This is a genomic window from Streptomyces sp. PR69 (genome assembly GCF_026420845.1).
Classification (GTDB): Bacteria; Actinomycetota; Actinomycetes; order Streptomycetales; family Streptomycetaceae; genus Streptomyces.
In genome coordinates, this window is sequence record NZ_JAOWCB010000009.1 from 181,268 (window position 1) to 201,102 (window position 19,835).

Annotated in this window: 16 protein-coding genes; 7 read left to right on the top strand and 9 right to left on the bottom strand. The window is 73.3% G+C overall.

Annotated elements, in window-relative coordinates:
* Nucleotides 1-45: 45 nt before the first annotated feature.
* Both OF819_RS11995 and OF819_RS12000 read left to right on the top strand, forming a co-directional pair.
* Nucleotides 46-930 carry a universal stress protein gene (locus tag OF819_RS11995; protein ID WP_267243436.1) on the top strand — a complete coding sequence of 295 codons (885 nt, stop codon included), beginning with the start codon at nt 46-48 and terminating at the stop codon, nt 928-930.
* A gap of 68 nt (nt 931-998) precedes the next feature.
* Entirely contained in the window at nt 999-2,567 is a 1,569-nt protein-coding gene (locus OF819_RS12000) for an FAD-dependent oxidoreductase (RefSeq protein ID WP_267243437.1), read from the top strand.
* Nucleotides 2,568-2,940: 373 nt separating this feature from the next.
* On the opposite strand, the gene OF819_RS12005 is transcribed toward OF819_RS12000, so the two are convergent.
* Nucleotides 2,941-4,251, bottom strand: coding sequence for a DUF6777 domain-containing protein (locus tag OF819_RS12005; RefSeq protein WP_416370512.1), 1,311 nt, complete (start codon nt 4,249-4,251; stop codon nt 2,941-2,943).
* Nucleotides 4,252-4,429: 178 nt separating this feature from the next.
* On the opposite strand from OF819_RS12005, the gene OF819_RS12010 reads away from it, so the two are divergent.
* On the top strand, nt 4,430-5,710 hold the full coding sequence (locus tag OF819_RS12010) for a streptophobe family protein (RefSeq protein ID WP_267243439.1): 1,281 nt from the start codon (nt 4,430-4,432) through the stop codon (nt 5,708-5,710).
* Nucleotides 5,711-5,864: 154 nt separating this feature from the next.
* On the opposite strand, the gene OF819_RS12015 is transcribed toward OF819_RS12010, so the two are convergent.
* The 4 genes from OF819_RS12015 to OF819_RS12030 all read right to left on the bottom strand — a co-directional run bounded on the left by OF819_RS12015 (nt 5,865) and on the right by OF819_RS12030 (nt 11,009).
* A complete protein-coding gene (locus OF819_RS12015; RefSeq protein WP_267243489.1) occupies nt 5,865-6,872 on the bottom strand; it encodes a serine/threonine-protein kinase in 1,008 nt (335 codons plus the stop codon).
* A 5-nt stretch (nt 6,873-6,877) separates the two neighbouring features.
* A complete protein-coding gene (locus OF819_RS12020) occupies nt 6,878-7,495 on the bottom strand; it encodes a hypothetical protein (RefSeq protein WP_267243440.1) in 618 nt (205 codons plus the stop codon).
* Between the two features lie 70 nt (nt 7,496-7,565).
* Nucleotides 7,566-9,920 (bottom strand): FHA domain-containing protein, encoded by a 2,355-nt coding sequence (locus tag OF819_RS12025; protein ID WP_267243441.1) that lies wholly within the window; start codon nt 9,918-9,920, stop codon nt 7,566-7,568.
* 87 nt (nt 9,921-10,007) lie between these two features.
* Nucleotides 10,008-11,009: a methyltransferase gene (locus tag OF819_RS12030; protein ID WP_267243490.1), complete on the bottom strand. Its 1,002-nt coding sequence runs from the start codon at nt 11,007-11,009 to the stop codon at nt 10,008-10,010.
* Between the two features lie 197 nt (nt 11,010-11,206).
* Here OF819_RS12030 and OF819_RS12035 point away from each other — a divergent pair, with 197 nt between their 5' ends.
* Entirely contained in the window at nt 11,207-11,737 is a 531-nt protein-coding gene (locus tag OF819_RS12035) for a MarR family winged helix-turn-helix transcriptional regulator (RefSeq protein WP_267243442.1), read from the top strand.
* A 177-nt stretch (nt 11,738-11,914) separates the two neighbouring features.
* Here OF819_RS12035 and OF819_RS12040 read toward each other — a convergent pair whose 3' ends face one another.
* A complete protein-coding gene (locus tag OF819_RS12040; RefSeq protein WP_267243443.1) occupies nt 11,915-12,577 on the bottom strand; it encodes a DUF4142 domain-containing protein in 663 nt (220 codons plus the stop codon).
* Nucleotides 12,578-12,864: 287 nt separating this feature from the next.
* On the opposite strand from OF819_RS12040, the gene OF819_RS12045 reads away from it, so the two are divergent.
* The gene (locus tag OF819_RS12045; RefSeq protein ID WP_267243444.1) at nt 12,865-13,749 is read left to right on the top strand and encodes an ABC transporter substrate-binding protein; all 885 of its coding nucleotides are present in this window, start codon (nt 12,865-12,867) and stop codon (nt 13,747-13,749) included.
* A 53-nt stretch (nt 13,750-13,802) separates the two neighbouring features.
* Here OF819_RS12045 and OF819_RS12050 read toward each other — a convergent pair whose 3' ends face one another.
* The gene (locus OF819_RS12050; RefSeq protein ID WP_416370513.1) at nt 13,803-14,078 is read right to left on the bottom strand and encodes a hypothetical protein; all 276 of its coding nucleotides are present in this window, start codon (nt 14,076-14,078) and stop codon (nt 13,803-13,805) included.
* A gap of 192 nt (nt 14,079-14,270) precedes the next feature.
* Here OF819_RS12050 and OF819_RS12055 point away from each other — a divergent pair, with 192 nt between their 5' ends.
* Complete coding sequence (locus tag OF819_RS12055) at nt 14,271-16,289, top strand: hypothetical protein (protein ID WP_267243445.1); 2,019 nt, start codon at nt 14,271-14,273, stop codon at nt 16,287-16,289.
* A gap of 3 nt (nt 16,290-16,292) precedes the next feature.
* Complete coding sequence (locus OF819_RS12060; protein WP_267243446.1) at nt 16,293-17,837, top strand: hypothetical protein; 1,545 nt, start codon at nt 16,293-16,295, stop codon at nt 17,835-17,837.
* A gap of 24 nt (nt 17,838-17,861) precedes the next feature.
* Here OF819_RS12060 and OF819_RS12065 read toward each other — a convergent pair whose 3' ends face one another.
* Nucleotides 17,862-18,734, bottom strand: a complete 873-nt coding sequence (locus OF819_RS12065) for a peptidoglycan-binding protein (protein ID WP_267243447.1) — start codon at nt 18,732-18,734, stop codon at nt 17,862-17,864.
* Between the two features lie 216 nt (nt 18,735-18,950).
* Nucleotides 18,951-19,733 (bottom strand): glucosamine-6-phosphate deaminase, encoded by a 783-nt coding sequence (gene nagB, locus OF819_RS12070; RefSeq protein WP_267243448.1) that lies wholly within the window; start codon nt 19,731-19,733, stop codon nt 18,951-18,953.
* Nucleotides 19,734-19,835: the final 102 nt, after the last annotated feature.

Sequence of the window (19,835 nt, forward strand, 5' to 3'; positions counted from 1 at the left end):
CGGACAACCCGGAACAGCCGGCCGAGTCATGCGACGGAGGCACAGATGGCGCGCCCGATCACCGCGGGGGTCGACGGATCCGACGAGAGCCTGGACGCGGCCGACTGGGCCGCCGACGAGGCCGCGCGCCGCGGGCTCCCGCTGCGACTGCTGCACGCCTGGCTCTGGCAGCCGCTCGACCTGCCGATCGCCCAGGACCGGGAAGCCCAGGCCCGGTGGGCCCAGAGTGTCGTCGATGACGCGGAGACCCGCGTGTGGGCCCGGCGGCCCGGACTGTCCGTCTCCGCCAAAGTCGTCTCCGACACGGCCGTCGCGGCGCTGCTCGCCGCGGCCGAGGAGTCCGAGATGCTGGTGCTCGGCTCCCGCGGCCGCGGCGCGCTCGTCGGTTTCCTCGTCGGCTCGTACGGACAACAGGTGATCGCCTCGGCGAAACGGCCCGTCGTCGCCGTCCGCGCGGGCCAGAGCGGCCCCCCGGACGAGCCGGGCCCGCCCGCGGGCGGGGTGGTCACCGTCGGACAGCAGGGAACGCCGGAGGACAGCGCCGCCGTGCTGCGCTTCGCCTTCGAGACCGCCGCCGCCCGCGGCGCGACCGTACGGGCCGTACGGGCCTGGGCGCTGCCGCCGGTCCACGCCCTCGGCGCGGACGCGCTGCGCGCCGCCGACGAGGCCGGCGGCCTGGTGGAGCTGGAGCAGCGCAGACTGGCCGAGGCACTGGGCCCCTGGCGCAAGCGCTTCCCCGAGGTGCCGGCGGTCGAGCATGTCGAGATGGGCAGCGCGGCCGAGGTGCTGCTCATGGCCTGCGCCGGAGCCCGGCTCGCCGTGGTGGGCCGACGGGTCCGCCGCTCACCGGTCGGCGGCCGCATCGGCTCGGTGGCCCACGCCGCCCTGCATCTGGCCCCCTGCCCCGTCGCCGTCGTCCCGCACGACTGACGGGCCGCCGCCGAGGCGCCCCCTTCGTCCGCCGTTAGCCGCCGCGGAGAACGGGAAAACTCGATGATATGGCGGAAGAACGGCACGTACTCGACACGTCGTACTGGATGACCGACACCCCCACGACGGAGTACCCGCCGCTCTCCGCGGACACCACCGCGGACGTCGCCGTGATCGGCGCGGGCATCGCCGGGCTGTGCACCGCCTGGGAGCTGACCAGCGCGGGGCTGGACGTCATCGTCCTGGAGGCGGACCGCATCGCCTCCGGCGTCAGCGGGCACACCACGGCCAAGCTGACCTCCCTGCACGGCCTCGCCTACTCCCGCATCGAAGCCGAGCACGGCCCCGGCGCCGGCGAGCTGTACGCCCTGGCGCAGGAGGACGCGCTCGACCACACCGCCGCGCTGTGCCGGCGGCTGCACATCGACGCCCAGCTCGAACGCGTCCCGGCCCACACCTATGTCATGGACCGGGACCGTGAGCGCGAGATCGCCGCGGAAGCCGAGGCCGCCGCGAAGGCCGGGCTCGACGTCACCCTCACCGCCGAGACCGAACTGCCGTTCCCCGTCGCCGCGGCCGTGCGCGCGGAAGGCCAGCTCCAGTTCCACCCGCGCGCCTTTCTGCTCGCGCTGGCGGAGCGGACCGCGGAGGCAGGCGCACGCATCTGCGAACGGACCCGCGTCACCGCCCTGCACGACGGACGGCGATGCCGCCTAGCCACGGGCGACGGAGCGCATGTCGAAGCCCGTGACGCGGTCGTCGCCGTCGGCTATCCGGCCTTCGACCGCTCCCTGCTCAGCACTCGCCTCAAGCCCCGCAGAGAACTGGTCATCGCCGCGCCCGTGCCCGTCTCCGAGGCCCCCACCGGCATGTACTTCAGCCCCGAGGACCGGGTCCGCTCACTGCGCGGCGCCCCTTACGACGAGCGGCGACGGCTGCTGATCGTCACCGGCGAGTCCTTCGAGCCCGGCGCGGGCGGCGTACAGGCCCGGCTCGCCCGCCTCGACGCCTGGGCGAGTGAACGCCTGCCGGGCTTCGCCGCGGCGGAGCGCGTCTACCGCTGGGCGGCGCAGGACAACGACTCCAGCGACCATCTGCCGTACGTCGGCCACATCCACCCCGGCACCCAGCACGTCTATGTGGCCACGGGCTTCGGCGGCTGGGGCATCAGCAACGGCGTGGCGGCCGGAAAACTGATCGCCGCCCATGTCGCGGGCCGCCCCAGGCCCCCCTGGACCGAGCTGTTCGACCCGCGACGGCTGCCGCACATACGTGAAACGGCGCAGATCGCCCGCTTCCAGACGGCCGTCGCACGCCACTACGCGGGTGACCGGCTGCACACCGGGCACATCGACTCGGCCGACGCCGTGCCGCCCGGCACCGGCGAGATCGTCCGCCTCGGCCCCGGCCGCAAGCGCTGCGCCGTCTACCGCGACGAGACGGGCCGCGCCTCGGCCGTCGCCGCGCGCTGCACCCACGAGGGCTGCCTCGTGCAGTTCAACGACCTCGAACGGACCTGGGAGTGCCCCTGCCACGGCTCCCGCTTCGCCGTCGACGGCTCGGTGCTCCAGGGACCGGCGACCAGAGCGCTGGAGCCCCGCACGGCCGAGGGCGAGCCGGGGGCCCCGCCCGAGTGACCGCGCCCGTCCCGTAACCGGGCGCTCCGCCCCCAGACCCCCGGTCCTCAGACTCTCCCAGACTCCGTCCGGGGGTACCCCCACGGAGGTGTCCCCAACGGGCTGGGAAGTGGCTGCGCCACATCCCGGCCCCGCCGGCGATGGGGGCGCGGGGGCTGCGCTCTCAGCCTCGCCTGGGGGCACCCCTGGGGGCACCTCCCAGCGGTAGCTGGGGGAGGTAGCTGGGGGAGTTTGAGGCGCGCGGGTCCGGGGGCGGAGCCCCCGTAAAGCGGGGTCTGGGGGCGGAGCCCCCAGTTGCGGGAAGTGGGGGTCCCCCCCCCACGCCCCAGGGCGTAGGGGGAGGGGAGGGGGAAAACCCCCGCCGGACACGGCCCTAGGCGCTCGGCGACGCCGACAGGACGTACGAGGCCGAAGCGGTGTCCACCGTCCCGCCCGGCGACGTCCCGGCAGGCCCGTACGTGTCCGTCCCGTCCACCGGACCACCGTCCTCCGTGGGCCCGCCGGGCGACTCGGTGCCCGGCGACTCGGTGCCCGGCGACTCGGTCGGCGATTCCGTCGGCGACGGGGAGGCCGGGGATTCCGTCGGCGAGGGGCAGACCTCACCCGGCGACGGCGTCACCGACTCGTACGGCGAGGGGCACGCCGAGGGCGAACCGGTGGGCGAGGCATCAGGCGAGGGCGACGGCGACGGCGGCGTGGTCGGCTTGTCCTTGTCACCGGTGTCGCCCTTTTCGCGGGCGAACCACTCGTCGTTCTCGAAGTCGATGAGGATGAAGACGTTCACCACCGTCGTCGACGGGGTGACCGCCACGGTCTTCGACGGGCTGTACGCGGGCCACGCCTCGCCTCTGCGCTGCGCGGAGCTCTTCAGCGCCTGCGGCGGGGTCAGCGGATTGCCGCAGGCGCACCGCACCCGCGGCACGCCCCGGTCGTCGACCAGGACGGCGGTGCCCGTCTGAAGCACCGACTGGTAGCTGGTGGCCCTGCCGTCCCGGTAGCCGTGGTTGGTCACGCGGGTGTCCGCCCGCAGCTGCACGGGGGTGAGAGAGCGCAGATAGTCGGGGACGGCGTCCGGCTGGATGTCCAGCACCGACGCGAACGCCCGGTTCTTGTCCGGCTGGTCCGTCAGAAACCGGATCTGCTGCTCCACATCGCAGCTGGAGACATTGCGCGTCCCGCCGTACACACCGGGCTCCGAGCCGTCCACCGTACGCGTCACACGGCCGTCGTCCTCCTCAGGGGAAGCGGGCGGGGGCGGCGGGGACGGCGACGGAGCGTCCTCATCCGCCGAGGATTCGGTGAAAGGGTCGGGGCCGGCCGAGCCGGCCGCCTGCAGGAACACCTCGTCCTGCCCGCCGTCGCCGCCGCCGCGGGTGAGGGCGACGGCCAGCACCGCCGCCACCACCACGGCGGCCGCGATGCCCGCCACGATGGGAACGGACCGCCACCAGGGCCGTCCGGGCCCCTGCCCGGGGCCGCCGGCCGGACCTCCGCCTTCTCCGCCCCCGCCTCCTCCGCCCCCGCCTCCTCCGCCCGTGCCGCCCGGCCCTCCCGGCCGCTCGGGCGGCGTCGAAGCCGGCGGCGGCGTGGGGCTCTGCTGTGTGGGCCCTTCCCGGGAGGGGCCCGAGAGAGGGCCGGAAGGGGGACCGGAGGGGCGGTCGGACGATGGGGGCTGGGAAGTCACGGGCCTCTACTCCCGACGTGTGGCAGAGCGGAACAGGGCGGACAAAGCAAGAAACAGGCGCAATGTCAGTTTTTTCACTGTGTGCCCATTGTGTGCCTGTCCGTCATGGACCCCGCAAGCTGACGCGGTCGGCCCAGCCCGGCAAGCGAAGCCGCCGGCCGCTGCTTAGCGTGGCAGCGTGAGCGCGCAGCAGACCCGGGACCGCAGCGGCGCCGGCCGTGCCGCCCACGGCTGGCCGCAGGCCCTCGCCGCGGTGCTCGCCGGGCTGGCCGCGATGGCCGTCACCGCGGCTCTCGGGCTGTGGGCGGCGGGCGCCACGGACCTTCCGGGCAACGCCTTCTGGCGGGTCGTCGCCGCCGTCCTGGTGATGGCCGTCGGCGGCGACGTCGCCTTCGCGGGGGAGGCCGGCGCCATCGCCGAGACCCGGGCGGACCTCACCGCCCTTCCGCTCACCGTCACCCTCGTCGGCGCCCTGACCGTCGCGGCCGGCTTTCTCCGGCCGCTGCGGCACCGGGCGGTCGCGGGCGCGAGAGAACTGGCCGACTGGGCGGCACGGCTCGGGGCGCTGTGGGTCCTCGCCCTCATCGGGCTGTGCGCCGCCGCCCGCTACTCCTTCGTGATCCCCGTCGACGACCCGACCGGGATCACGGACCTCTTCGACGCCACCCCCACGGTCGGCTTCCGCGCCGAGTACGCCCTCACCCTCGTCTACGGGCTGCTCTGGCTTGCGGGCGTGCTGGCCCTCGCCTTGCTCGTCTCCCGCGGAGCCCCGCTCCCGGCCCGCCTGGTGCGCTTTCAGGAGACCGTGCGCCCGGCGGCCTTCGCCATGGTGGCACTGCTTCTCGCCTGTGTGGCCGTCGGGCTGGTCGCCGGCTTCGTCGTGGCCGCGACGCGCGGCCATACGGCCGAGACCTTCGCCGTGATGCTGCTGGGACTGCCCAACCTGATGTGGCTGAGCTTTACGCTGGGGCTCGGCGCGACCTGGGAGGGCCGGGTGGAGGGCCCGTTCGGACTGCCGATGCCGCAGGTGCTGGACCGGGTGCTGCGCACCGAGACCCCCGAGCTGTCCGAGCTGAATGTCGGCACGCTCGCCGAACACGACGGCCGGGTCTGGTGGCTGATCCCCGCGGCGGCGGTGCTGCTGCTGGCCGCGGCCGTCGTGATGGCGGTCCGCTCACCCGCGCGGATGCGGCTGTGGCAGCACGCCGTGCATCTGGCCGTGGCGCTCGTCCTCACCGTGCTGACGATCTGTCTGATCGCCCGTATCTCCGCGCAGTACGGCCTGTCGCTGCTGGGCATCGGGGACCTCGGAGGCGCACTCGGCGGCGAGGTGATCCTGCGGCCCCGGCTGTGGACCGCGCTCGGCCTGGCGGCGGCGTGGGGCCTGGTGGCCGGATTCCTCGGCGGCCTGCTCGCCCGCCCAGTCCACCGCCGAGGCGAGGCCCCCGCGCGCCGCTGACATCGGGGCCCCGCCCCCAGACCCCCGGCCCTCAATCTCCCCCAGACTTCGTCCGGGAGGTGCCCCCAGACGGGCTGGATTTTCCAGCCCGTCCGGCGCTTGAGGACACAACGGAGTCTGGGGGTCCGGGGGCGGAGCCCCCGGAAGACGCGGGTCAGGTCGCGTTCGGCCCGAACACCGGCCGCGCCCACCGCGGCGGCCCCGGCGGCGGGCTCACGCCCCCCGTCTCCACTCCGCCGCCGCGGACGTCCACCCTGGTCGGCGCATGCCTCTCCGGGCTCCCCGCCGCCCCCGCGCGGACCACCGCCGCGCGCAGTTCGCCGGCGAACTCCAGACATGACCCGTACCGCTCGTCGGGAGTCTTGGCGAGCGCCCGCTCCAGCACCGCGTCGACCTCCTGCGGCAGATCGGTCCGCTGCCCGGTCAACGGCGGCGGCGGATCGTACTGATGGGCCCACAGCAGCGCCAGATCGTCGTCGCGCTGGAACGGCGGGACCCCGGCCAGGGTCTCGTACACGACGCAGCCCAGACTGTAGACATCGCAGCGGCCGTCCACCGGCCGCCCCGAGATCTGCTCGGGCGCCACATAGTCCAGCGTCCCGACGAACTGGCCCACGGTGGTGAGCCCGGTGAGCGACAGGGACTTCTTCGTCAGCCCGAAGTCGGTCAGATAGACATGCTCCGGATGGTCCGGGTCCGTGCCCGCCGCGACCAGGATGTTGCCCGGCTTCACATCCCGGTGCACCAGGTCGTGGGCGTGCGCGGCGTCCAGTGCCGAGGCGACCTGTGCGGCGATCCTGACCGCGGTGGCGGCGGGCAGCCGCCCCTGCCGGTCGAGCAGGGCGCGCAGATCCTGACCCGGCACATACCGCATCGCGATATAGAGGATGCCGTCCGTCTCCCCGGCCTCGAAGACCGGCACGATATGCGGATGGTCGATCGCCGCGGCCACCCGCGACTCATGGGTGAACCGCTTGCGGAAGGTGTCGTTGCGGGCCAGCTCGGGCGCCAGCAGCTTGAGCGCGACGGTGCGTTCGAGGCGCAGATCGCGGGCCCGGTAGACCACGGCCATGCCGCCGCGGCCGATCTCGCGTTCCACGAGGTAGCCCGCGATCTGCTTTCCGATCAGGTCCGAGGGCCGCCCGGCCGCCGCGTGCGCCATGTCGTTCACCCCGTTCCGCCGCCTTGGCCGCCTCCGTCGGCCCGCCCGTCATGGGAGACCACCCGTGTGGGCTCGTGCCCCTCGTGCCCCTCGGGCCCTGGAGCCTCGGGGCCGGGGTGATCCGGCCCCGCTGCGGCGGCCGGCGGCTCGGAGGCGGCGAAGGCGGTGAGGGACGCGCCGTCGCCGTAGACCCAGCGCTCATGCTCGGCGTCGTACAGCCAGACCGACTCGCCGTCCACGACCACCCCCACCCGCAGCCCCCGTGTACGGTCCCGGAACCCTTCCCCGTCCGTGCGCCCCTCCGCCAGGTCCTGCACCGCGCCGCGGTACTGCCGCAGCGTCTCGTCGACCCGTGCCAGCAGGGGCCGCGGATCCGCCGTGCGGGCGAGCGGCCCGCCGGGGGGCGGCGGGTCCCGCGGCACCGAAACCAGCAGCCTGCCGTCGACCCAGGTCGACCAGCCGTTGGCGCAGAGCACCTGCCCCCAGTCGCCGCGCCGGCCCAGAAGCTGCACCGGCAGGAGCGGGTCGAGCGGGGCGGACGGGCGGGAGACGTCCGGCAATTCGAAAGAAGGCAGCCCGCCCTGCGGGATCACATGCGTCGGGCGGAAGTCCTGCACCGTCATCGCCACGCTCCCTCCGTCCGCCGCACGCCCGCGCTCCATCCCGCACGCCCGCGCGTCCGCCGTGCTTCCGCTACTTGCGCATGATCGCCGGTTCCTGCCGCCGCAGCAGCCTCGACACGGCGAAGCAGAACACGACGGCGAGTCCCGCCAGCGCCCCCATGTCGAGCAGCCAGGCGCCCGCCGAGTGCTCGAACAGCGGATCCGCGGTCCGCTCGCCGGGGACGATGCGCGCCAGGTCGACGGTGCCGGCCATCGCCGCCAGCGCCCACCGCGCCGGAACCAGCCAGGACAGCTGCTGCAGCACCGGCACCCCGTCCACGCTCAGCAGCGCCCCGCAGAACACCACCTGCACGATCGCGAGGAGCACCAGCAGCGGCATGGTGACCTCCTCCTTGCGCACCAGCGCGGAGATCAGCAGCCCGAGCGTCATCGCGGTGAACGACAGCAGCGCCACCGCCAGTGTGATCTCCAGCAGCGGCGGCATCAGCACGCCCTCGCCGCCCGGCGCGTTCAGATCCACCCCGGCCAGCGCCACCAGCGTCAGCACGACCGCCTGCAGCACGGTCACCGTGCCGAGCACCACGACCTTCGACAGCAGATACGCGGCTCTGGACAGCCCGACGGCCCGCTCCCGCCGGTAGATCGCCCGCTCCTTGACCAGTTCCCGCACGGCGTTGGCCGCGCCCGTCAGCACCCCGCCCACACACAGGATGAGCAGGGCGTTCATCGCGGTCTCCTGGGTCAGCTCGCTGCCGGCCAGCGCCCGCGCCATCGCGCCCATCACAAACGGCAGCGCGATCATGATGGCCAGGAAGGTGCGGTCGGCGCTCAGGGCGGCCGCGTACCGGCGTACCAGCGTGCCGAGCTGTGCGCGCCTGCTGCGGGGCCGGGGCGGCGGCGCGGGGGCCGTGGGCGGGGCCGCCGCCCCAAACGGCCTCGGCTGGGCCGTGGAGCTGGCCACGTACCGCAGATGGTGCGGGGAGGTCCGGTACTCGCCCGCCCAGTCGCGCGCCTGGTCGGTCTCGAACGCCTCGAACGCCTCGGGCCACTGCCCGAACCCGAAGAACGGCAGGGTGTCGTCCGGCGGGCCGTAATAGGCGATGCGGCCCCCGGGGGCGAGGACCAGCAGCCGGTCGCACACATCGAGGCTCAGCACGCTGTGGGTGACGACGATGACGGTGCGCCCGTCGTCGGCCAGGGTGCGGAGCGTATGCATCACGGACCGGTCCATGCCGGGGTCGAGCCCGGACGTGGGCTCGTCGAGGAAGAGCAGCGACGGCTTGGTCAGCAGTTCGAGCGCCACGCTCACGCGCTTGCGCTGTCCGCCGGACAGCCGGTGGATCGGCAGGTCCGCGCGCTGCTCTAGTCCCAGCTCCCGCATCACCTCGGCAACCCGGTCGCGGCGCTCGGCGCGCGCCGTGTCCTGGGGGAAGCGCAGCTCGGCCGCGTACTCCAGGGCGCGGCGCACGGTCAGCTGTGCGTGCAGGATGTCGTCCTGCGGCACCAGCCCGATGCGCTGGCGCAGCTCAGCGTAGTCGCGGTAGAGGTCGCGGCCGTCGTACAGGACGGTGCCGTGGTCCGCGGGCCGCTGCCCGGTCAGCGCGTTGAGCAGCGTGGACTTGCCCGAGCCGCTCGGGCCGACCACGGCGAGCAGACACCGCTCGGCCACCGGGAAGGACACATGGTCGAGGAGCACCTTGCGGCCGTGGTCGACGGCGACCGCGAGCTCCTGGACCTCCAGGGAGATCTCGCCGGTGTCCACGTACTCCTGGAGCTGGTCGCCGACGAGGCTGAACGCGCTGTGGCCGATGCCGACGATGTCGCCGGGGGAGACCTGGGCGCGCTCAACGGGCTGCCCGTTGAGATAGGTGCCGTTGTGGCTGCCGAGGTCGACGATCTCGTAGCTGCCGTCCGGGTGGGCCCGCAGCTCGGCATGGCGGCGGGAGACGACGAGATCGTCGATGACGAGGTCGTTGTCCGCTGAGCGGCCGATGCGCACGGTGCGCACGGGCAGCGGCCGCACCGTCGTGGGCTGCCGGAAGGTGCCGGTAGCGGAGGGCGTCGACACGGCGGAGGGCCGCTCGGGCGCTGCCGGCGGGGGCGGTTCGCGGGCCGTGAGCACGGCCCGCGGCCCGTCCAGGGGGTTCCCGAACCGGATGACGCTGCCGGGGCCGACGCCCCATTCGTGGATGCGCCGGCCCTCGGCGTATGTGCCGTTGGTGCTGTTCTCGTCCTGGAGGGTCCAGTGGTCGGCCTCGGGCCGGAGCACCGCGTGGTGCCATGAGACCCGGGCATCGTCGAGGACGATGTCGCTCAGTGGGTCGCGCCCGACGTGGTAGTCCCGGTCGGGGCTGATGACCGTGACTCCGGTGTCCGTTTCGAGCATCAGCTCGGGCGCGCTGGGCGCGACAGACCGCTCTCCCATGTCCGAATTCTAGCTATTGATCCACACTGATGCCTGATTGCTCCGCCTGGCGGGGCGGGGGATCGGGGCTGTCGCGCCCGGGGGCCGCTACTCGGGACGGGCCTCGATCAGCGAGAAGCGACTGGGCGCCGGCAGCGGCGTCACCGAGGTGACCGTCAGCCCGGCGCGCCCGCACAGCTCCTCGAAGTCCCGGCGGGTGCGCTCCCGTCCTCCCACGTTCACCAGCATGTTGAGATCGCTGAGGTAGGTCAGCCCCGCGGCCTGCGGATCGACGGCCTCCGGCATGACGGGCTCGATGATGAGCACCCGGCCGCCGGGGGCCAGGGCGGCGCGGCAGTGGCCGAGGATCGACTCGCACTGTGCGTCGGTCCAGTCGTGCAGCACGCTCTTGAGCAGCTGCAGGTCCGCTCCCGGGGGAACGGAGCGGAAGAAGTCCCCGACGGCCGCCGTACAGCGGTCGGCCACCCCCGCGCGCTCCAGCGTCGCGGGGGACTGCGCCAGCCCCTCCTTGGTGTCGTACAGGATTCCCTTGAGGTCCGGGTGAGCTGCCAGGACGGCCGCGAGCAGCGTGCCGTCGCCGCCGCCGATGTCCATCACCGTGCCGCGGCCGCCGAAGCCGTACGCGTGCGGGAGCAGCGCGGCCGTCTCGGATGTGCCCTGGCTCATGGCCGCGTTGAACTGGGCGGACAGCTCGGGACGGTCCTTGAGGAAGCCGAAGAAGTCCGTGCCGAAGACGGTGTCGAAGGAGGGCCTGCCGCTGCGGACGCTGTCGTCCAGCAGCTCCCAGCCGCGCAGCAGCACCGGATCGGTGAAGATCTGCGCCAGCGCGGCCATTGAGCCGTCCCGCCCCGGATGCAGCAGCGCCCCCGTCGGGGTGACGGAGAAGACGTCCCGCTCGGCCGGCGACTCCTTGAGCAGTCCCAGTGCGGTCAGCGCCCGCAGCAGCCGGGCCATGGCCTGCGGCTGTGCTCCGCACGCGTCCGCGACCTCGGCCGCGGGCAGCTCCGCGTCCCCGATCGCCTCGACGACCCCGAGCCGGACCGCGGCACGCACGGTGTAGCCCGCCAGCCCCCCGAACAGCAGCCGCATCAGCCCGGCCTGGTCGCTCTCTCCCGCCGTCTGTGCCGCCGCTTCCTGATTGTCCGTCAAAGCCCTGCCCCTTCCGCGTGTTGTCGATGAGAGACGTACTTAGGCAAGCCTAACCGCCTCGGGTGTGCCATGGCCCGGCCGCCCAGCAGATGGACAGGGGTGCGCGCTCTGTCACCTGTGCGCGGTAGAAAGAGGGAATGACCGAACACGCGCAGGGCGCCGCCGGTGCGGATGACGTGGACGCCGTGACCCGGGCGGTGCTGACCGCCTCCCGGCTGCTGGTCGCCGTCTCCGCCCGCTCGCTCGCCGCGGTGGAGGACCGGGTGACATTGCCCCAGTTCCGGCTGCTGGTGGTGCTCTCCATCGAGGGTTCCGCCAAACTGGTGGTGCTCGCCGAGCGGCTCGGCGTCAATCCGTCGACGGCGATGCGGATGATGGACCGGCTGATCGCGGCGGGTCTCGCCGACCGGCAGATCAACCGGGACAACCGGCGGGAGACGGTGCTGCGGCTGACGCCCGAGGGGCGGCGCATCGTCGAGGATGTGACCGCGCGCAGGCATGAGGAGATCGCGGCGATCGTGGAGCGGCTCGCCCCGGAGCAGCGGTCCGCGATGGTCGCCGCGCTGACCGCGTTCACGGAGGCCGGCGGCGAGCCGTCGCCGGCTGACCAGGCCGCCGCGCTGTGCCCCCTCGGCTGGGCGGAAACGCCGCTGCGGCACTCGCCCTGAGCCCCGGCAGGACGCGGCGGAGGGCCCGGACGGGCGCCGGGCCCCCGCTGCTGAGCTGCGTCACCGTGCCAGTGCCGCTCCCGGGCAGGGGCCGGCGCTCCTGCCGGGCCTTCCGCCGAACGCATCATTGCACAGTGCAAAGGCGAGCTGAAGGCATACGGCGGAGCCGCCCGCCGGTCACTTGGGCTTGACCGCCGCTTCGACTTCCTCAAAGGTGGCCTGCTCGACCAGACCCGTGTCCTCAAGCACCTCAAGGTGGTCCAGGACCGTCTGGTTGGCCTGCCGAGCGTGCCGGCGGATCAGATCGTTCTGCGTGGCGCCCCGCACCTCGCCGATCGTGGCGAAGATCTTGCCGTGCGAGGCGCGCAGCAGATTCGCGAACAGCCGGTCGAACTCCGCGCCGCGGGCGTTCTCCATCTGCTTCACCCAGCCCTGCTGCTCGGGCGTCGCCTCATTGGGGATCTCGACGCCGAGGATCTTCGCGTCCTCACGGACCAGCTGGTCGAGCTTGCTGTGCCCGTCGATCAGATGGAGCCCGGCGCGCTTGACGGCCTCGCTCTGGGCATGGGTCTGGGCCAGCCGCCCGGCCGGAATCTCCCACAGACCGGCCTGACGCACCGCTACCAGGAAGGTTCGGTCCACATCGGTGACGATCTGCGGGCCCGCCCCGGTCTTCCCCGAGGACCCCGCGGGCCCGGCGGCGGCCCCCTCCAGGGAGTGGCCCCCGCTGTGCGGGGCCCCGGCCGTGTCGGCGGACGCCGAGCCCGCGGTCGCCTCGCCACTGCTGCTCTGGATGGCGACCAGGACCACGGCGATCGCCGCGACCGCGGCGGAGATCATCGCAATCAGCTTTCTGGAGATGCCGTTTCGTACGGAACGTCGGTTTGCATGCATGGTGCCTCCCGGTTCGGCGGTGAGCGGTTCCAACGTGTTGTCGGGAGCTGGTTGTTGTCGCGGCTGGCACGGCGCGCAGCCTCAGGTACGGATGGGGCGCGCGTGGTGTTCAACGGCCTGCGCCCAGGCCCGGCGGGATGGCCCGGCGGGATGGCCCGGCGAAGGGCTGGGCAGGTACATCTGTACGGCTCCGAGGGGGGAGCACCCGAACGAGGCAGCGAGGGGCGTGCGACGTGGCGCAGCAGACGGCATGGCAGTTTTCGGACGACCGGGGGCAGTTGGCGGCGCGTTCCGCCAGGCCCTCCAAGGTGATCGCGTACATCCAGGCCGGTGCGACCCTGTGGGACCACGGCATACACGTCCACGGCGTGTTCGGCTCATACCACGACGGACCCGCGCCCGACCCGGCGAAGGCGGGTGAACTGCCCCTCGACTCCGTCGAGTACCTGGGCGCGGGCGGCACGGCGGACCTGGACGCGCTCCTGGGCTGTGGGCCCGATCTCGTCGTCGCCGTCAGCTATGGCTCCGGCCAGGTCTACGGCCTCGACCCGGAAACCGCCAAGCACCTGGAAGAGCAGGTGCCGCTGACCGTGCTGGACGTCTCCCGGCCCCATGATCTCGCCGCCCTGCGGGCGCGGTTCGCCGAGCTGGCGCGGTCGCTGGGCGCACCCGACGACCCGGCAGCCGAGCGCCGGGCGCAGGCGGCCCTCGACCGGCTGCGCACGGCGGCGGACGTCCCCTCGCCGCCCCGTGTGACGGCGCTGTCGGCCGCCGGGCCAGACAGGGCGCACATCGCCCGTCCGGCCGCCTGGCCCGATCTGCGCGCACTGACCGCGGGCGGCGTGCGGCTGGCCGAGCCGGCCGGGTCCGCGGGAGCGAACTGGTCCACGGTGACCTGGGCCGAGGCGGCCGAACTGCGGCCCGCGGTCGTCCTCGCCGACGTACGGTGCAATGCCACACCGCCGGGCGAGCTGGACGCGGCCGCCGCCGACGGCTGGCACAGACTGCGCAGGGACGCCGTCGTGCTGCCCTGGAACCCGGAGGCCCCCGTCAGCGCCCGCGCCCACGCCCGGTTCCTCACCCGCGTCGCCGACGCCGTCGAAGCCGCGGCCGGCTGACCCCGGACCCCGGCGATCTGCCGCCGCCGCGCGCCGGAACCACTCCGCCCGGACTACTCCGCCCGGGATGGCCCCGAGCGCGCGGCGACCAGTCTGAGGAACTCCGCCTCATTGCCGGCGAGACCCGCGGCCCGCAGCGCCTCGTCCGCCTCGGCCATCGGGACGGACAGCAGCGGCACGGCCGACGGCGGCCTTTGGGGGTCCGCCAGAACGGCACGGGCCGTGCGCAGCAGCCGCACATACGCCTGCACGGCCGCCAGCTCGGCGTCGGGCACGGGAGGAGGTACGGGCACGGGAGGGGGTACGGGTGCGGGATCGGGGCCGGTCATCTCGCGGTGCTCCTCGGAACGGTGTCGGACCGTCAAGCATCCCGCCCCCCACTGACAATCCGACCGTCACGGGCGGATCACAGAGTGCCGCAACGGCCGCATCCGTAGCGCTGCGTCGCGTTACATTCCCTCTGCGCAACGGTAATTGTCATATGAGCCGGGGTTATGGCTCAGGACGTCGGGGGGAGCGCAATGAGCGGAAGCGGGGGCGGAAGAGGAAGACAGCACACGCTGTACGGGCAGCGGGCCCTGCAGGAGGACTTCGTGCCGCGCCTCGTCGGCCTGCACTGCGACGGCCGGTACCGGGTCCCGTTCGCCTACCCCGGGGGTGCGCCCCTCGTCCATGTCGTCGGCGGCCGGGGGAGCGGCAAGACGGCTCTCCTGGACCGGGTGTACGACGCCTACAACGGCCGGGTGCCGCTCGCCCGCGCCGATCTCGCCGCTCCCGGCTTCGGCGAGGCGGGAGTCGTCGACCTCCTCGACGACGACAGCCCGAACGCCTCGCACATCACGCATCTGCTCTATCTGCTGGCCTACCGGCTCGGGCTGGACGTACGCCGGTTCGGCCGTCCGCTCGCCTTCCCCAGACTCTCCCTCGGGCTGCTGGTGGTCACCGCCTGGCGTCCGCTCGGCGGCGACGACGGCGATGTCCGGCCCGCCGACCTGCGCCGCGCCGAGGCTGATCTCAGAAAATTCATCACCGACGAGGACTCCAACGTCCGACACCGCCGCGAGAGCCTCGGCCGCTGGTTCGACGCCGTCTCGGCCAACCTCCCGCAGGTGCTGGCCTCCGTGCCCGGCCTCGACGCCATCGCGGGCATCGTCCTGGACACCGCCCGCCATCAGCTCCTCAAGGGCGAGCCCGACCGGGGCGCCCTCGCCTGGTGGGGCGACCGGCTGCCCCCCGCCCAGGGGTACCAGGGAGACTCGCTGCAGCGGCTGTTCCAGTTCGTCCGCGGCTTCCGGCGGCTCGACGGCCGGCGGCGCACCGCGGAGGAGCACCTCGTCGCCGCGCTGCTCGCCGACATCGACGCGGGATACGGACGGCTCAGACGGCTCAACCGGACGCCCCGGCCGCTGATCCTCCTGGACAACGTCCACACCGACGTCGGCCGCACCGTCCTCGGCCTGCTCGGCGTCCTCGACTCCCCGCCCGCGGCGAACGGCCACCGCCCCACCCGCCCCGTCGTCCTGGCCGCCTCCCTCGGCAGGGGCGCGCACCTGCCGCCGCTCGACGACATCGGCGCGACCGCCGTCCCCGCGGCCCGCCCGCTCCTGCTGCGCATACCCGCCGTCGACCACACCCACATCGGCGAGATGCTCGGCGCCGTCGACTACCCCGAGCATCTGCCCCGGCTGCTCGCCCGCTACAGCGGCGGCCGCGCCGCGAGCGCTCGCACCCTCGTCGACGCCGCGCTCCGTCTCCTCCAGGACACCGGCGTCATCCGCCCCCGCGACCTGCTGGACGCGGCCGTCCCCGACCTGCTGGCCAAGCTCCTGCCCGATGAGGTCATGCGGGACCGCCTGACCCTGCTGTCGCCTGCCCGGCGCCCCGCGGCGCGGCGGGCGCTGTGGACCTTCGCCTATCCCGAGGACCATACGGAGGAGCTCATCGCCGCCCGCATCGCCGAGGCGGAGGGCTACCGCAGCGCCTCCTGTCTGGACGGCGACCGCGCGCTCGATCTGCTGCTGACGCACCGGCTGGCGGCAAAGACCGCCCCCGAGCGCTGGCGCGGCATCCATCTGCGGCTGCGCTCCCTGTGCCATCCGCAGGAGGACGACTATCTGTGGCACACCCTCGCCCTCGGCCGGGTCGGCGAGGTCGTCTGCGCGCTGCACCACCGCTTCACCGGGGCGGCCCCCGAGAGCTGGCTCACCTCCCTCAACGGGATCTGCGCGGCCCCGCACCCGCCGGAGGGCGAGCAGCCGCCCGACGCCGGAGTGACGCCGCTGTGCACGGTGTGCGGGAGCGCGGGCCCCGACCGCGTACACGAGGCCATCGGCACCCTGACGCGGCTGCTGTGGCAGCTCTCCGACCCGCTCACCCTCGCCCCGCGGGAGGACGATCTGAACAGTGTCCGCATCGCGCTGGAGTCGCTGTACGGCAACGGGGCCGATCGCGCCGCCTACCGGGCGGCGTCCGCCGACTGGCCCGCCCGGCTGCGGGCCGGTGCGCAGGCCCCGGATCTGCCCATCCCGGAGGGGTACTGAATCATGACGACTTTCCTCGGGCGCCTCCCCGGCGGCCCGGTCACCAAGGCGGCCGTCGCCTGCGTGGCTCTCGTCTTCCTCACCGCCGCCGTCTGGACGGGCGTGCGCTGGTTCGGCCCCGATCCGAGCTGTGGGCCCGGAGTCGAGTGGCGCGGCCAGGACGGCGCGAAGGAGTGCACCGGCGTCACGGACGGCAGTCATGTCTTCGCCGCCAATCTCAAGGAGGTCAGCGCCCGCATCGAGGAGGAGAACGACCGCGTCGGCGACCAGCCGCATGTCTCCGTCGCCGTGCTGCTGCCCATGGCCCCCGCCCAGCCCTTCGAACAGCAGAAGACCCTCAGCGAGGTACAGGGCGCGTATCTCGCCCAGTACCGCGCCAACCATCACTCCAACGGCAAGAAGCCGCTGATCAAGCTGCTGCTCGCCAACCCCGGCCGCACTCACGCCCACTGGGAGCCGGTGGCCGGTCAGCTCGCGGAGATGGCGTCCGACCCCCGGCACAATCTGCGCGCGGTGCTCGGCTTTGACGTCTCGACGGCCGCCACCCAGGCGGCCATCCACCGTCTCACCGCCGACCACGGCATCCCGGTGGTCAGCGGGCCGCTGACCGCGGACGACTTCGGCAACAGCGAGGCCCGCCCGGACGCCTATCCGGGCTTCGCCCGCATCGTGCCGGACAACACCGACCAGGCCGAGGCCCTCTCCTACTTCAACAAGGACATCGACCCCGCCCAGACGCTGGTCGTGGAGGATGTGCGCGAAGGCGACAACTACGTCGACTCCCTCAAGAGCGCCTTCGCCGACCTCACCAGGGGCGCCCCGCGCGCCCCCGAGCAGTACCGGGCGCCCGACGACTTCCACAAGGAGGGAACCACCGCCAGCGCCTTCGACCGGATGGTCGACACCATCTGCACCTCGCCGGCCAAGGTGATCTACTTCGCCGGACGCCCCGTGCAGCTGCGGCAGTTCCTCAACGAACTGGGCGACCGCGGGTGCACCGACAAGAAGTACACGGTCATCACGGGTGACGCCGCCTCCACCCTCCCGTCCGACGCGAAGCTGAACCGGGACGTCTTCCGCAAAGGCGTCACCCTGCAGTACGCCTCGATGGCGCACCCCCACGCCTGGACCCGTGCCGACGCACCCGCCACCGGCGGCTCCGCGGACGCCGTGCGCACTCTCGAACAGCTCGCCGCGAGCGGGGAGGCGGGCGACATCGGGCCGGTCACCCTGACCGACTCCCGCACCATCGTCTTCTACGACGCGGGGCTCACCGCCGTCACCGCGATCCGGATGCGCGGCGACGACGACCCCGTCATCCCCGAGCTGTCCTCCATCAAGGACTCCTGGCTCCGGCTGCACGGCATGGGCAAGGTCGAGGGCGCGAGCGGCTGGATCTGCCTCGACAACTACGGCAACGCCTACAACAAGCCTGTCGCGGTCGTGGAGCTCGCCCCCGACGACCCGGCTCGCATCCGCTTCGTCGGGCTCGCCTGGCCGAACGGCGAGCCGACCCCTGCCGACTGCACGGCGTCACGGGGACGCTGACATGACGTCAGCTCCCCGTGGCTCTCACCGGCTTGTCACCCTGGGCACCCTGAGCCTGTCCCAGCTGGTTCGGCCCGGGATGCCGTCGGCGTCGGACCCCGAGTAGCCCAGCTTGCGCTGCCAGGCCGCGTACGACCTGCGGTCGGCCTCCGTCCAGCGGGGGCCGGGCCCGATCTCGTACCGGCTGCACCCCTCCGCGACCAGCCGTCTGCCCATCGCCGTGATGACCGGACTGTTCCGCCCCGCCCGGAAGAACGACGCCCCGGGGTACGGCTCGTAGCGCGGCGGGGGCGGTCCGTCCGGGGGGCGGCCGAGGCGGCGTCTGATCCGCTCGCGCATCGCGTCCATGGTGAACCCGCGGGGGTCGACCTTGCCCGGCTGCCACTCGAGGTGACCGATCACCGAGCGCTGGTTCCATCCGTGCGCCCGGCAGACGGCCGCCGCGGCCCGCTCGACGGCCGTCAGCTGCTCGGCGGGCCAGGGGTCCTTGCCGTCGCCGAGGTTGATGCACTCGAAGCCGTAGAAGTGGCGGTTGCCGTCGGTGTTGGCCTCGTTGTCCGGCGGCAGCTCGCGTTCGGCGATCACCGCGCGCAGCACGTCGTCGTCGCCGAGCCCGGCGTGGTTGGCGCGGCCGTTGCCGATCAGATGGACTGTGCCGTCCTTGGCGATCACGCCGTGGCCGAGCGGCCCCGGCAGCCCGGCGTAGCCGTCGTAGCAGAGGTCCACGGAGTGCCGGGTGCCCGACGTGACGGTGTGATGGATCATCACACCGTGGGTGGGGCCCCACGGCCCCTTGTGGTTGCGGTTGTGCGTACGCCAGCTCCGGTGCTCGGCGACGATCAGCCCTTCGCCGCGGAGGGCGCTGAGGAAACGGGAGGCGGACAGAGGGGTGGCCATGGGGGGCGCTCCTTTCTGAATGACGTGTCCATGTCATTCATGGGAGCGGCGTTCTCCGCCGTTCGCGGGGAGTGTCCGGCCCCTCCCTGAGGGTGGTCAAGGGAGGGATTCGGTCATTCGTTCGCCTCTTCGGCGCGGGTGGAGCCGAGAAGGGCGACGCCGCCCAGCCGGGGCCAAGGGGCGCCGCCCGGGGCCGTGGACCGTGGCCGTATGCCCCTACAGCCCCTGCCAGGCGGGCTTGGCGGCATAGGTGGCCCGGAAGTAGTCGGCCAGCTTGAGACGGGATGCGGCCGCCTCGTCGACCACCACCGTGGCGTGCGGATGGAGCTGCAGCGCCGACGCGGGCACCAGGGCGGAGAGCGGGCCCTCCACCGCCTGCGCCACGGCGTCCGCCTTTGCCTCGCCAGTCGCCAGCAGGACCAGATGGCGGGCGTCGAGGATGGTGCCGATGCCCTGGGTGATCACATGGTGCGGCACCTCGTCGAGCCCGTCGAAGAAGCGGGCGTTGTCCCGCCGCGTCTGCTCGGTCAGGGTCTTGATGCGTGTGCGGGAGGCCAGCGACGAGCACGGCTCGTTGAAGCCGATGTGCCCGTCCGTGCCGATGCCCAGGAGCTGGAGATCGACTCCGCCCGCCTCGGCGAGCGCACGGTCGTACGCGAGGCAGGCCGCCGCCACGTCCTCCGCGGCGCCGTCCGGGCCCATGAACGCCCCCTCGCTGAGCCCGAGGGGTTCGACGACCTCGCGCAGCACCACGGAGCGGTAGGACTCGGGGTGCCCGTACGGCAGCCCCACATACTCGTCGAGCTGGCATATCCGGGCCTGCGAGGCGTCCACGTCACGGGCCCGCACCTTGGCGGCGAGGGCCTCGTAGACCGGCAGCGGAGTCGATCCCGTGGCCACGCCCAGCAGTGCGTCGGGCTTGCGCCGCAGCAGATCGGCCATGGCGTCGGCGATCAGCTCGCCGCCGGCCGCGGGGTCCGGAACGATGATGACTTCCACGAAGATCCCTGTCCTTGAAGGCCGAGTGGTGTAGACCAATCTACCTGGTGGGCGGGGCCGCTGTCGCGGGTGGGTCCCAGCTGCCGCTGGCGGCGGCCCCGG